This window comes from Streptomyces rubrogriseus, from assembly GCF_027947575.1.
Taxonomy (GTDB): domain Bacteria; phylum Actinomycetota; class Actinomycetes; order Streptomycetales; family Streptomycetaceae; genus Streptomyces; species Streptomyces rubrogriseus.
On record NZ_CP116256.1, the window covers coordinates 6172210 to 6186676 of the forward strand.

Annotated in this window: 8 protein-coding genes; 3 read left to right on the forward strand and 5 right to left on the reverse strand. The window is 71.8% G+C overall.

The features are described 5' to 3' along the window. Window positions 1-75: 75 nt before the first annotated feature. From Sru02f_RS27890 to Sru02f_RS27900, 3 genes are all read left to right on the forward strand, one after another. Window positions 76-1362, forward strand: coding sequence for a ribonuclease D (locus Sru02f_RS27890; protein WP_167469326.1), 1287 nt, complete (start codon window positions 76-78; stop codon window positions 1360-1362). A 192-nt stretch (window positions 1363-1554) separates the two neighbouring features. Beyond that, complete coding sequence (locus Sru02f_RS27895; protein ID WP_109029748.1) at window positions 1555-2772, forward strand: thiolase family protein; 1218 nt, start codon at window positions 1555-1557, stop codon at window positions 2770-2772. Further along, complete coding sequence (locus tag Sru02f_RS27900) at window positions 2769-4898, forward strand: 3-hydroxyacyl-CoA dehydrogenase NAD-binding domain-containing protein (protein ID WP_109029749.1); 2130 nt, start codon at window positions 2769-2771, stop codon at window positions 4896-4898. Before Sru02f_RS27895 ends, Sru02f_RS27900 begins: the two co-directional genes overlap by 4 nt. 65 nt (window positions 4899-4963) lie before the next feature. Here the strand turns inward: Sru02f_RS27900 and Sru02f_RS27905 are convergent, their stop codons facing one another. Genes Sru02f_RS27905 through Sru02f_RS27925 form a run of 5 tightly spaced genes read right to left on the reverse strand, consistent with a single transcriptional unit; the run spans window position 4964 to window position 14073 of the window. Then, window positions 4964-6931 (reverse strand): PIG-L family deacetylase, encoded by a 1968-nt coding sequence (locus Sru02f_RS27905; protein WP_109029750.1) that lies wholly within the window; start codon window positions 6929-6931, stop codon window positions 4964-4966. Window positions 6932-6962: 31 nt separating this feature from the next. Beyond that, entirely contained in the window at window positions 6963-9056 is a 2094-nt protein-coding gene (locus Sru02f_RS27910) for a glycosyltransferase family 4 protein (protein WP_109029751.1), read from the reverse strand. Continuing rightward, window positions 9053-10813 carry a stealth family protein gene (locus Sru02f_RS27915; protein ID WP_109029752.1) on the reverse strand — a complete coding sequence of 587 codons (1761 nt, stop codon included), beginning with the start codon at window positions 10811-10813 and terminating at the stop codon, window positions 9053-9055. Before Sru02f_RS27915 ends, Sru02f_RS27910 begins: the two co-directional genes overlap by 4 nt. Continuing rightward, a complete protein-coding gene (locus tag Sru02f_RS27920) occupies window positions 10810-12432 on the reverse strand; it encodes a sugar phosphotransferase (RefSeq protein ID WP_109029753.1) in 1623 nt (540 codons plus the stop codon). Before Sru02f_RS27920 ends, Sru02f_RS27915 begins: the two co-directional genes overlap by 4 nt. A 15-nt stretch (window positions 12433-12447) precedes the next feature. Further along, window positions 12448-14073 carry a stealth family protein gene (locus tag Sru02f_RS27925; protein ID WP_109029999.1) on the reverse strand — a complete coding sequence of 542 codons (1626 nt, stop codon included), beginning with the start codon at window positions 14071-14073 and terminating at the stop codon, window positions 12448-12450. Window positions 14074-14467 lie beyond the last annotated feature (394 nt).

Consider the following 14467-nt stretch of genomic DNA (forward strand, 5'->3'; position numbering starts at 1 on the left):
GTTTACGACCCCCCGGAGCCCGCCGACGGAACGTTCCGTCGGCGGGCTCCGTCGATCCACCGATACCCTTGACAGGTGACCGACGCCCACGAAACCGCAGCAGACCGTCCACTGCGAACCACCGGAGGCGCCCCTCCGGAAGACGCCGGATCTTCTGTGAGTCAGGCGCCGATCCCCTTGCTGGAACCGCGCGAGGGCATTCCGCCGGTGATCGCCGACGCGGACGCCCTCGCCGAGGTGACCGCCGCCTTCGCCGCCGGGAGCGGCCCCGTCGCCGTCGACGCCGAGCGCGCCTCCGGCTACCGCTACGGCCAGCGCGCGTACCTGGTGCAGCTGCGCCGTGCGGGCGCGGGGTCCGCGCTGATCGATCCGGTGGCCTGTCCCGACCTCTCCGGCCTCGGTGCGGCGATCGCCGACGCGGAGTGGGTGCTGCACGCGGCCACCCAGGATCTGCCGTGCCTGCGGGAAATAGGGATGGTGCCCACCCGCATCTTCGACACCGAGCTGGCCGGGCGGCTCGCCGGCTTCCCGCGCGTCGGCCTCGGCGCGATGGTGGAGAACGTCCTGGGCTTCGTCCTGGAGAAGGGCCACTCCGCCGTCGACTGGTCGACGCGCCCGCTGCCCGAGCCCTGGCTGCGCTACGCCGCGCTCGACGTCGAGCTGCTGGTCGACCTGCGGGACGCCCTGGAGAAGGAGCTGGACCGCCAGGGCAAGCTGGAGTGGGCCCGGCAGGAGTTCGACGCGATCGCCTCCGCCCCGCCGGCCGAGCCGCGCAAGGACCCGTGGCGCCGTACGTCCGGCATGCACAAGGTGCGCCGGCGCCGCCAGCTCGCCGTGGTGCGGGAGCTGTGGCAGGCCCGGGACCGGATCGCGCAGCGCCGGGACGTCTCCCCCGGCAAGGTGCTCGGGGACGCGGCCATCGTCGAGGCCGCCCTCGCGCTGCCGCCCAACGCGCACGCGCTGGCCGCGCTGAACGGGTTCGGCAGGGTGAACCGCCGGCAGCTGGAGCAGTGGCAGCTGTCGGTCGACCGGGCCAGGGCGCTGTCCGAGTCGCAGCTGCCGCAGCCCGGCCAGCCGGTGACCGGCCCCCCGCCGCCGCGGGCGTGGGCCGACAAGGACCCGGCCGCCGCGGCCCGGCTGACCGCGGCACGCGCGGCGGTGACGGCGCTGGCCGAGCGGCTGGGCATGCCCCAGGAGAACCTGATCACGCCCGACACGGTGCGCCGGGTCTGCTGGGAGCCGCCCGCGGTGGTCGACGCCGAGTCCGTGGGCGCGGCCCTCGCCGGACACGGGGCCCGGCCCTGGCAGGTGGAGCAGGTGACACCGGTACTGGTGGCGGCGCTGAGCCGGGAGGCGGCGTAGCGGGAGCGGCGGATTCCGGCCAAGGTCGTGGGTGCGGTACTTCCTCCGGTGGTGTGACGGACGGTGTGACCTTCGCCGCTCCGGCCGGGGGGACTGGGCAGCTACGTTACTCATAAGTAGCATGGGGCTGAGCGCGCGCTCAGTGCATGCGTGCCGCAGCAGTGCCATCCCGCACCCTGGAGGAGAGCCATCGTGCCTCGTACCGTCAGGGACGTCGTCTTCGTCGACGGCGTCCGCACCCCGTTCGGCAAGGCGGGCCCGAAGGGCGTCTACCACGAGACCCGCGCCGACGACCTGGTCGTGAAGGCGATCCGGGAGCTGCTGCGCCGCAACCCCGGTCTCGACCCCAAGAAGATCGACGAGGTCGCCGTCGCCGCGACCACGCAGATCGGCGACCAGGGCCTGACCATCGGCCGCACCGCCGGCATCCTGGCGGGCCTGCCCACCTCGGTCCCGGGCTACTCCATCGACCGCATGTGCGCGGGCGCCCTGACCGCCGTCACCTCGGTGGCCGGCTCGGTCGCCTTCGGCGCGTACGACGTCGCGATCGCGGGCGGTGTCGAGCACATGGGCCGCCACCCGATGGGCGAGGGCGTGGACCCGAACCCGCGGTTCGTCAGCGAGAAGCTGGTCGACGAGTCCGCCCTGTTCATGGGCATGACCGCGGAGAACCTGCACGACCGCTACCCCTCGATCACCAAGCAGCGCGCCGACGAGTACGCGGTGCGCTCCCAGGAGAAGGCCGCCAAGGCCTACGCCAACGGCCAGATCCAGGCCGACCTGGTGCCGGTCTCGGTGCGCCGCACCAACGAAGAGGCCGGTGAGACGGGCTGGGGCCTGGTCACCGCCGACGAGCCGATGCGTCCGGGCACCACGCTGGAGAACCTGGCGGGCCTGAAGACGCCGTTCCGCGTGCACGGCCGGGTCACCGCGGGCAACGCGGCCGGTCTGAACGACGGCGCGACCGCCTCCCTCATCGCGAGCGAGGACTTCGCCCGCGAGAACAACCTCCCCGTGAAGATGCGCCTGGTCGCGTACTCCTTCGCGGGCGTCGAGCCGGAGGTCATGGGCTACGGCCCGATCCCGGCCACCGAGAAGGCCCTCGCGCAGGCGGGTCTGTCCATCTCGGACATCGGCCTGTTCGAGATCAACGAGGCCTTCGCCGTCCAGGTCCTCGCGTTCCTGGAGCACTACGGCATCGCCGACGACGACGCGCGCGTCAACCAGTACGGCGGCGCCATCGCCTTCGGCCACCCGCTGGCCTCCTCCGGCGTCCGGCTGATGACGCAGCTGGCCCGCCAGTTCGAGGAGCAGCCGCACGTCCGCTACGGCCTGACCACCATGTGCGTCGGCTTCGGCATGGGCGCGACGGTCATCTGGGAGAACCCGCACTTCGAGGGGGACAAGTGAGCACCACCGCAGAGCTGCTGAAGGGTGCGGCCGAGCTGTTCCCCGGCGAGGTCGTCACCAGCGCCCACGTGCGCCACTTCGACCTCCCCCTGGGCGCCGGGCGTTTCGCCCTCGTCACCCTGGACAACGGCCACGACCACACCAAGCCGACCACGCTCGGCCCGCAGTCGCTGGCGAACATCGACGCCGCGCTCGACCAGGTCGAGAAGGAGGCCGCGGACGGCGACATCGTCGGCGTCGGCGTCACCGGCAAGCCGTTCATCTTCGCGGTGGGCGCCGACCTCAAGGGCGTCGAGCTGCTCAAGCGGCACGAGGACGCGCTGGCCATCGGCAAGGGCGGCCACGACGTCCTCAAGCGCCTGGCGAACCTCGCGGTGCCGTCGTTCGCGTACTACAACGGCGCGGCCATGGGCGGCGGCGTGGAGATCGGCCTGCACTGCACCTACCGCACGGTGTCGGCGGCCCTCCCGGCCTTCTCCCTCCCCGAGGTCTTCCTCGGCCTGGTCCCCGGCTGGGGCGGCTGCACGCTGCTGCCGAACCTGATCGGCGCCGACAAAGCCGTCTCGGTGATCATCGAGAACAGCCTCAACCAGAACAAGCAGCTCAAGGGCGAGCAGGTCTTCGAACTCGGCATCGCCGACGCGATCTTCGAGGGCGCGGACTTCCTGGAGCAGTCGCTGCTGTGGACGGCGTCCGTCCTCAAGGGCGAGATCACCGTCGAGCGTCCGCTGATCGACCGCGGCGAGGCCTGGGACCAGGCGGTCGCGCGCGGCCGGTTCATCGCCGACGGCAAGGTGCACGGTGCCGCCCCGGCCGCCTACCGCGCCCTGGACATCGTCGCCGCCGCCAAGAACGGCGACCTCCAGCAGGGCTACGACGCCGAGGACCAGGCCCTCGCCGACCTGATCATGGGCGGCGAACTGCGCTCCGGCATCTACGCCTTCAACCTGGTCCAGAAGCGCGGCAAGCGCCCGGCGGGTGCGCCCGACAAGTCGCTGGCCCGCCCGGTCACCAAGGTGGGCGTGGTCGGCGCCGGTCTGATGGCCTCCCAGCTCGCGCTGCTCTTCCTGCGCCGCCTGGAGGTCCCGGTCGTCCTCACCGACATCGACCAGGAGCGCGTCGACAAGGGCGTGGGCTACGTCCACGCCGAGATCGACAAGCTGCTCGGCAAGGGCCGTGTCAACCAGGACAAGGCCAACCGCCTCAAGGCCCTGGTGACCGGCGTCCTGGACAAGGCCGAGGGCTTCGCGGACGCCGACTTCGTCATCGAGGCCGTCTTCGAGGAGATGGGCGTCAAGCAGAAGGTCTTCGCCGAGGTCGAGGCGGTGGCCCCCGCGCACGCGATCCTGGCCACGAACACCTCCTCCCTCTCCGTCTCGGAGATGGCCTCGAAGCTGAAGCACCCCGAGCGGGTCGTCGGCTTCCACTTCTTCAACCCGGTCGCGATCCTGCCGCTGCTGGAGATCGTCCGCGGCGAGCAGACCGACGAGGCCTCGCTGGCCACGGCGTTCGGCGTCGCCAAGAAGCTGAAGAAGACCGCGGTCCTGGTCAAGGACGCCCCGGCGTTCGTGGTGAACCGCATCCTGACCCGCTTCATGGGCGAGATCCAGAACGTCATCGACGAGGGCACCCCGGTGCCGGTGGCGGAGAAGGCGGTGGAGCCCCTCGGCCTGCCGATGTCCCCGCTGGTCCTCCTGGAGCTGGTCGGCCCGGCCATCGGCCTGCACGTCTCGGAGACCCTCAACCGCGCCTTCCCGGAGCGCTTCACGGTCTCCCCGAACCTCAAGGCGGTCGTCGAGGCGGGCAAGCGCGGCTTCTACGTCTACGACAGCGGCAAGCCGGAGCTGGACCCGGAGGTCGCCGCGCTCCTCAAGCAGGGCGACTCCGTCCTGACCGAAGAGCAGGTCCGCGACCGCGTCCTGGACGCGGTGGCCCAGGAGATCGGCCTGATGCTCGACGAGGGCGTCGTCGCCGAGGCCCAGGACGTCGACCTCTGCCTGATCACCGGCGCCGGCTGGCCCTTCCACCTGGGCGGCATCACGCCGTACCTGGACCGCGAGGGGGTCTCGGAGCGGGTGAACGGGAAGCGGTTCCTGGAGGCGGGGGTGGCGTCGGTACCGGCGTGACCTCCCGGAGCAGGTGAAGTGGGCCCCGCCGACGGCGGGGCCCACTTCGGCGTTCGGAGCCGCGCTCAGCAGAGCCAGGGGCCGAGCGGACTGCTCACGGACGCGGAGAGCTGGCGGCGGACGTGCAGCCGGCCGTCCACGCCGATGACGGCCACCACCAACGCGCCCTGTGCGTCGTACGCCATGGCCGGGGCGTACGCGAACGTCTCGCCCGACTCGTGCCAGTGCGCGCCGGAGTGGTCCTTGTCCCGGTCGGGCAGGGAGACCACGAGCCGTCCACTGCTGCCGCGGTGCGCGAGGAACGCCTCGCGGGCACCCCGTTCCGGAGCCCACAGCGCCGCGACGGCGCCGGTGCCGCCGTGGCCGCCGACCCCGGCGCCGGAACCGGGCCAGCGGCCGTCGGCGTGCTGCCGGTAGGCCATGACCTGCTGGGTGCCCGCCTCCCGGAAGTACAGGCAGGTGCGCTCGTCGCCCGAGTCCACCGCGGTGATTCCGCCCGTCGCGGGCCGGCCCGTGCGCAGGGTGTCGTCGAGCAGGAAGGAACCGCCGGGCTCGGCCTGGTACCAGCGCCATACCGAGTTCTTCCCCGGCACGTACAGCTCCACGGTGCCCCGCGAGGTGGTCAGCGTGGTGCCCGCGTCCTGGACGAAGTTGCCGCCGATGCCGGTCCAGGCAGTCCAGTTGCCGTCCGTGTCCCGGCCGCGGTGGGAGATGCCCTGGTCGAAGTCGCGGACGAAGACGTGCAGCCGGCCGGCCCCGTCGACGGCCGCCGACGGTACGCCGACCTCCCGCTGCCGGCGCCCGTCGGCCTGGGTCCAGTCGGGGTTCTCCAGGGAGTGCCAGCCGCTGAAACCGTTGCCGTCGGCATCCTGCACGGTGTGCACGACGTCGGCGGTGACCGTGCCGCCCGCGACCACCTGACGGCGCAGGCCCACCAGTTCCGCGGGACCGCCGGGCAGCCCGGCCACCGCGAGCGTGGACGCGAGCCAGCCGTCGCCCAGGACGTACGGGCCCTTCCACTCACCGCTCGCCGGAGCGGTCTCGGTCCAGAAGGCGAGCCGGCCGGCCAGCACCCCGAAGGCGTTCAGCCGCCCGCCCGGCCCCAGCCGCAGCCAGTCCGTGGTGGGCGAGTAGCGGTAGGCGCAGCTCAGCATGTGCGTACTGCGGTACGGGTTGCCGCCCAGTTGCCGGTCACCGCAGGTGCCGCAGGTGCCGTGCCGACAGGTCGCGGGTGCGTCGATGCCGGCGTACGTCGCCAGGTACGCGGCCTTTTCCGTGGCGGCCGCCGAGTCGAGGTTGTAGCCCCAGAAGCGGTTGGCGTAGGCGCGGTAGCACTCGACGACCGGGTTGTGCCCCGCCTCGCGGTGACGGGCGAGGGCCGCGAGCGCGAACTCGGCGGTGACCGTGTGGTCGACGTGGTCGGAGCAGACGAACTCCGTCTTTCCGCCGTCGTGTTCGGGGTCGGGGTCCATCGTCCGCACGGACGTCGGACGAAGGTGACCCAGCAGCGCGGCGAGCCCCGTGATGACCTGCTCGCGGGTGACGTGCTGGACCTCGCCGACCGTGCAGCCGTGCACCGGCAGTGTGGCCTGGGTGTGCAGCGTGCCGCCCCACAACTGGTGCAGCCGGGTGCGGACACCCCGCGGCCCGGGGGCGCCCATGTGCAGCTGGAGGAAGTACAGGCACACCTTGTCGTGGCCGGTGAGCACGAACCGCTCGGCGGCGAAGCCGGGGACGAGGTCCACGGGCTCCCGCCGCCAGGGGTGGTCGCGGTCACCGGTCACCATCAGGGCGTACGCGGACCGGAGTCCGCAGCCGCGTTCGGTGCTGTACCGGGCGAAGTCCGGCGCCGTCCCGCCGCGCCCCGGATCGCCGGTGTCGGCGTTGATGCCGTCGCCCTCCCCCGCGGTCACCACCACCGTGGTGACCTGATCGCCGTCCTGGAGGGAACGGGCCAGGTCGGGGTTCATGAAGTAGAGGTCGTCGTCCTGGTGCGCGATGATGTGCAGGACGGAACGGGCCGTCGCGGTCACCGGTCCTCCAAAGTGGTCGGTCGTCGTCGGATCATCGGTCCACCACGTTCATGGCCATGGCCCCGGAGGCCGAGCAGTAGGGCCGCACCCAGACCGGCCGGGCCGGGTGGATCACGGCAAGGTCCGATATCCCGTCCCCGGTCAGCGGGAGGGACGGGTAGGCGTAGGCGCCCTTGACGTCCGGGAAGTCCTCCAGCAGGTGGCACACCCGCACCTTGCGCCGGTCGTGCGGGTCGGGTTGCAGCCACCAGTCCCAGTCCTCCCAGCGTTCCAGGCGGTGGTCGACGACGCGTCGCACCGGCACGTGCGCCCGGAACGCGTGGCGGCCGAGGACCTCCACGGGCACGGTGAAGTTCTTGCCGTGCGGACCGCGGCGGCTCACGACGAACAACGCGCCCGGTTCGATCCGGCGGCCGCCGCACAGGACGCCCCGCAGCGTGATGGCACCGTCCCCCAGCTCGACGGTCGCGCACTCGACGTGTTCCTCGCGCAGCACCGTGCGCAGCATGAGCCGGCCGTTGGGCTGGGCGTAGGGCAGGTTCCAGGTGACCGGCCCGGTCGGCGGACGGCCCACCAGGTCGGCCCGGGCGTCGATCAGCGCCCGGGTGTCCCGGATGCCCGCCTTCATGTGCACGGTCTTCGACCTGGCCGAACGCATCGTCACCTGCCAGCGTCCGTCGCCGAGTTCGTCCAGGGCCGAGGGGCCCAGCGCCGCCGTGTACCGGGTGCCTCCGTTGTCGAGGTCCGTCCGCGAGGTGCGCACGGGCACATCGGGGCGCCGGTTGCCGTCGGACGGCTTGTGGCGCAGTACGAACTGCCAGCGGTGACGGCCGTCGCCGGGGCCCTCGGTGCTGAAGCGCAGCCAGCCCGCGCCGTCGGCGACGACGTCCACGGTCGCCGCGCCGATGCCCACCGGGGGGACGGTGGCCGGGGCCCCCGTCCGCCGGGACGCGGCCGGTGCGCGGTAGCCGCGGACGGCGGCGGCCCGGCGGCGGGCGGCGTCCTCGAAGAGCCGCACATAGCGGTCCGCGACGGCGGCCGGATCGTAGCGGGCGGCGTTGCGCAGGGCCGCCTCGCCCATGTCGCGTCGCAGCACCTCGTCGGCCATGAGGCGGCGCAGCCCCCAGGCGATGCCCGACACCTGCCCGTTGGGCACCAGGAAGCCGTCCTCGCCGTCGCTGAGGATCTCCCGGGGCCCGACCGGGCAGTCGGTGGAGACCACGGGCAGTCCGCAGCGCATCGCCTCCACCAGGGTCATGCCGAAGGACTCCGCGCTGGAGGTGACGGCCGCTATGGACCCCTTCGCCCACTCGGAATCGATCGGCGAGAACCCGCCCATGAGCAACGCCCGCCCGGACAGTCCGAGTTCGGTGACGAGCGTGCGCAGCTTTCCGGCCTCCCCGCCGTCGCCGTAAATGCGCAGCTGCCAGTCGGGGAACTCGTCGGCGAGGCTGCCGAAGGCGCGGATCAACAGGTCGTAGCGCTTGATGTGGTGCATGCGGCCCGCGCTCACCACGATCTTGCGGGTGCAGTCCGAGGGCTGCACGGACGGCCGGGGCACGCTGTTGGGGATGCCGACCACGGTGATGCCGGGGATCGGGGTGTTCTCCATGAAGGACCCGGCGTCGGCCTCGGTGACCGTCGTGATCGCGTCCAGCCGCGGGTACACCCGGGCCATCTCGGCACGCACCGCCGGCGGGATGGCGAGGTGCGTCATGTGCTCCTGGGCGACGCGCAGCGCGCCCTCTTTGGTGTGGGCGGCGACGAAGAGGTTGAGACTGGGCCGGGTGCCGACCACCACGTCGGCGTCGGTCCTGCGCAGGTCCCGGATGATGCGCTCGTCGGTGAACCGGCTGTACTGCGCGAAGAACTCCTCCTGTCGCGGCACCACTGCGCTCGGCTCGTCGCTGCCGGCGGCACCCCGGTCGGACGAGCCGGGACGCAGGTCGACGAGGGCCCGGACGGTGATGCGCGGGGAGATCTCGAACTTGGTCGCGTGCGCACGCCGGAAGACCGAGACGATCTCCACGTCGTGGTGGACGGAGAGGGCCTCGGCGAGGTTGATGACGGTCCTGTTGGTGCCGCCGATGCCGTAGATGTTGTTGATCAGGAAGGAGATCTTCACCGGGCCTCGCGCTCCTTGCGCTCGAAGGGACTGGGCACCGGGTAGTAGGCGCTGAGGAAGGTGGCGAGCATCTCCGTCTGGCGGTCGACGTCGTGGCCGTCGGAGAGCGTGTCGTTGATGCAGAACGCCTGCCGGTCGCGGCGGGCCAGCAGGATGCCCAGCCTCCGTGCGACCTCGGGCCTGGCGAGGTCCAGGTAGGCGAACCGGATGTCGGACGGCACGGCGCGGCCGGTGAAGTAGGCGTAGTAGTGGTACAGCGACGACGGGATGGAGATGTCGGTCGGGCTGCGGAACCGGCTGTGGGAGGTCTCCCAGTGCGCTTCGGGGTACTCGCGTTCTATCTCCGCCAGCACACTCCGCCGCAGGGCGTAGGGCGCGTGCCGGAGTTTCTGGACGATGACCGAGCCGAAGTTCTCCAGGAGAAGCCGCCGGTTGTTCTTGCCGGCCGCGTCGACCGGACGGTCCGCGGGGCTGGGGTCCGGGCGGGGCACCTGGGACGGCGAGAAGAAGGTCCGGGTCATGCCGTTGGACAGGAAGAAGTCCTGCGGAGTGACGGGCCGGCCCAGGAACATGTCGTCGTTGAGGTAGAGGAAGTGCTCGGCCAGCCCCTTGATGTGGTGCAGCCGGCTCTCGATGGCGTGCGAGTTGAAGGTGGGCAGGGCGGCCGGATCGGCGAAGATCTCGGAGTGGTCGACGACGGTCAGGCGCGGGTGGCTGTCGTTGAGCCATGCCGGACGCTGCCCGTCCGTCACCAGGTGGACGTGTCTGACCCAGGGGGCGTTCTGCTCCAGGGCCCGCAGGGAGTAGCGCAGCTCGTCGCGGCTGATGTAGCGGGCCGCGTTCGCCGACTCGGCGTGGTATCCGCCGTCGTAGGCACTGCGGCGTCGCCGCCAGGCGGGGTCGTTGCCGTCGACCCACGTGTAGACGACGTCGATCGGAAAGCGCACGTCCTCCGGCAGCGCGTCGGCGCAGGCCGGTACGGTGCGCACCGAGCGGGTGCGCCGGGTGTGCAGCGCGGCGAAGCCGGTGAGCCGGCTGACCGGCACGGTGACCCGGGCCTCGCGCAGTGACACGTCCTCCGTGACGCGGTTGGGGCGGGGCGCCACGAGGCGGCCGGCCTCGGGCTTCCAGAACTCGATGTCGCAGCTGTGCTCGAGACCGAGCACCAGGGAGCCGGTGGGATCGCTCCAGACCATGCCGGTCCGAAGGACCGCGGCATGGCGGGCCTGCTGTCTGCCGGCCCGGGAGCCCGCCAGTGCCGGACGGGCCTGTGGGGTCTCGCCCCGGCATGCGCGCAGATAGAGGGGGCCGTGCCCGGCACAGCGTTCGAGCGCCCTGCCCACCTGCTCACGGTCGGACTCCGCGACGGCGAGGACGGAGCGGAAGTCGGAGGTCCCGCGGACGGCGAAGTAGTCGACGCCCGCCTCCTCCAACGCGGTCACGACCAGTTCGAGGTTGGCCTCGCGCAGGCCGAGCGGCGAGACGGTGGGCCGGACCAGGGCGATCCGGTCGCCGTGTCCGGCGAGTGCGGCGAGCCGCTCCCCCTCGCGGAAGAGGTGCGGCCAGCGGCGGCGGGCCCGGAAGCCGCGGAACAGCCGGGAGGCGAGGGAGAGGACGTGCAGCCGGCGGAGCAGGTGCTTGAGCACCGTACGCAGACCTGCCGGGACACGGCGTGCGATACGGCGCCTGAGGCCCGCCGGGACCAGGCTGCGGTACGCGCCGACCGCGGCGGAGGCCTCAGGGTTGCCTGTGCTCACGAATGTCTGTCCGGCTCTGTGTCGGTCTGCGGGCGGTCGCACTCGAAGACGCTGGGGACGGGGTAGTACTGGTGCAGGAAGCGCACGACGGCGTTGGTCCCTCCTCCGGAACCCGCCTCCCCGGTGCCGAGACCGAAGAACTGGAGCTGTTGCACGTCACGCCGGACGAGCAGCCGTTGCAGGTGGGTGCCGATCCCGGGCAGTGCCGCGTGCAGCGCCACCGACGCCTCCCCCGAGGGGTCGGCGAGTCCGGCGACGTATCCGAAGTGGTGGGCCATCCCGTCCATGGGGTGGGTGCCGGGCACGCCGGACAGCACCTGCTCGTCCGGTACGGGCAGGGACCGCGCCCCCGCCTCCCCGAGCCGGGTGAGGGTGTCGGCCCGGTACGGCTGGGGCCCGGCCGCGTAGCCGTGGCCGGTGGCCCGGCCCGTGACGGAGTAGGCGGCGCGGACCCACTCCGCGAAGGACTCCGACGCGCTCCAGGGGCCGCGCCGGGGACGGGTTCCGCCACTGGGCGTGAAGTAGTCGAAGGGCCGCACCGGCCGGCCGAGCAGGGCACCGGGCCGCATGAGCAGGAAGTGCTCGGCGAGGTCGGGCAGCTGGTCGAGTCGCCACTCGGCCCCGGGCACGGCGCGGACGACGCTGATCCGTTCGTCCGCCTCCAGCCAGGCCGGCGGCTCCGCCTGGGCGACGACGTGCACGACGTCGGTCCACGGCGCGTACTGGTGCACCGAGCGCAGGGCCGCGCGCAGCAGTTCCTCTCCCCACGGCGTGGGGTGCTGCCACAGCAGTACCGCGTCGACGGGGAAGGAGATCTCCTCGAGCCGTACGACGTCGAAGTTCTCCAGGGTGACCGTCGGCCCCAGGTCGCCGTCGATGTCGCAGTAGCCGGACAGCCGGTCGAGACCGATCTCGATGCCGAGTGCATCGGCGGGCACGGCGCGCTGCACCCGGTTGGGGCGGGGGCCGATGAGCCGTTCGTGGGGCAGGTCGGTGTTGGCGGTCCAGAACTCGATCTCGATGCCCTGGTCCTCCCCCACCCACAGGCGCTCCGTGGGGTCGGTACGGAGCCACGTGAGGCGGATCACCCGGGCCCGGCCGTAGTGCTTCCACGCCTTGATGTGGCTGCCGGGTGTCTCGCGGGTGTCGGCGGCGGACGGCGACACGGAGACGACGTAGCCGGTGTGCTCCTCCAGCAGGGCGCGCAGCACCCGGCGCACGGTGCCCTTGTCCCGCACCTCCACGGCGAGGCACAGACGGCGGTCGTCGAGGGCGGGCACCGCGAACCAGGGCACCTCGGCGGCGTCCAGCGCCTGGGTGACCAGGTCGTGGTCGAGCCGGCGGGCGAGGTCGACGGTGAGCCCGGTGTGCACGTGCGCGATCCTGCCGTCCGGTGCGGTCGTACGGCGCTCGGACTGTCCGAGGCCCGCGCGGCGGACGCGTCGCAGGGCCCTGCGGTGCAGGCGGGCTTCTCGGCGGCTCAGGGTCCGCGCGAGGCCGCCCTTCACCTTGCGCCGCACGCCCGCGGGCACGGTGGTCGCGGCGGCGGAGCGGACGGGCTGGGGGACGAACCTTCGGTAGACGTGCACCGCGGAACTCATCGACGTCGGATTGGCCACGTCATGAACTCCGTCTCATCGTTCGTAGGGACTTGGGGTGGGGAAGTACGAGGTGAAGAAGTCGTCCAGCAGTTCTTGCTGGGCCTCCGTGTCCTCGGGGGTGGAGAAGGCGTCGTTGAGGCAGAACGAGTCCTGGTCGCGGCCGTCGAGCAGCCGTTGGAGTCGGTCCGCCAGGTCGGGCACGGCCAGCTGGATGTAGGTGAAGGGCATCGATCCCGGCTGCGCCCGGCCGGTCAGCGCCGCGTAGTACAGCGCGAACGACGAGGTGGGCGACAGGTCCGTCATGGCCCGGAACCTGCTGGCCGAGGTGCGCGCCCACGCCTCGGGGAACTCCAGTTCGGCCTCTGTCATCGCCGAACGCCGCAAGGCGTAGGGGATGTGCTCCATGGGCTGCGTGATGACCTTGCCGAAACGTTCATGCAGTAGCGCTCTGTTGTTCTTGCACGCCGCGTCCACCGGACTGTCGGTCTCGGCGACCGCTCCCTGCGGGATGCGATTGCGCGAGGGGAAGTAGCGCGCCGTCCCGTTCGGGGTGAAGAAGGAGTGCGGGGCGACCGGTCGCCCCATGAACATGTCATCGTTGAAGTAGAGGAAGTGCTCGGCCAGCCCCTCGATGTGATGGAGCTGGCTCTCGATCGAGTGCGAGTTGAAGGTGGGGAGGTCCTCCGGGTTGCGGAAGATCTCCCGGTGGGTGGCGATGCGGGCCCCGGGCACGTCCTCGCGCATCCAGCCGGGAACCTGGTCGTCGGTGACGACGTAGATGTTCCGGATCCACGGTGCGAACAGGTGGAGGGAGCGTATCGAGTAACGCAGTTCGTCCCGGCTGATGAACCTGGCGTCGCTCGCCGACTCGGCGTGGTAGACCTCACCCTTGGCCTGCGCCTTGCGCTGCTTCCAGGCCGGGTCGTTTCCGTCGACCCACGTGTAGACGGCGTCGACGGGAAACGCGATGTCGTCGGCGCAGTTCACCAGGAACTCGGGCCGGGTCGGCAGCGCCGGTGCGAGGTACCCCGGGGTCCAGTCCGACACGAAGCGGCTGAACAGCCGGGCGGCGCCCATGACGTTCGGACCGCCGACGGCCACCGCCCAGGTGGCCCGGTTGGCCCGCGGCGCGACGAGACAGCTGCCCTGCCGCCGCCAGAACTCCAGGGCGCAGCCGTACTCGTGCCCGAGCAGCAGGTGCCGGCCCGGGTCGGTGCGGTACCAGCTGACCTGCAGGATCCGCGCGCCGACGACCTCGCGCCAGGCGCGGGGGTCACGCGAGGAGACCGGCTTGGCGGGCCGGGGCGCGTCCGGGTCCACGACGCTCAGGTGTCCCGGGTACTGGCCCAGCCCGCGGAACACCGCCTGGAGCGCACGCTCACGGTCCTCTTCGGCGACGCCCACGACCGTGCCGTGGTCGACCGTGCCGCGTACGGCGAAGTGGCCGACGCCGGCCGCGTCGAGCAGGGCGACGAGTGCCGAGCGGTTGGCCTCGCGCGCGGCCAGCGGAGTCAGCCCCGGCTCGACGTAGACGTCGCCGTGCTCGTCCGTGAGCGTCGCCGGCGCGTCCACGGCGGAAGGCCGTGGGCCCGCGGTGCCCTTCGGGGCCACAACGGCCGTGGCGGTCTGATGCGCGGTGAAGTCAGAAACGGTCGTCATGCCACTGAACCCCATAGGACGACGCACGCAGCGGCACAGCCACCCTCCCTCTCCTCACTCGGGACACGCCGGAGTGAGTACCAGTGACCGTGAGCCCTCGTGCCCCCCGGCTCGAATCACGACCACGCCAGGCACCGACCGACCGGCCAGTGCCGTCCACACCGAAACTTTAACGTTCACAGGACCGACACATCTTCACCAAGGTCCCGATTGCTGTCAACAGCAGTCACTTATGACGGAAAATACACAGCTCTCTGACATGCCCTTGAACATCGGACATCGGGCAGATGTCCAGTCCCGCCAACCGGCCCGTCCGCCAGTCGGTCTATAGTTCGGAAACGCTTCGGCGACCGTCGCCGCGGCGGGGCCCGGCCTCTCCCCCCACTCGTGGCCT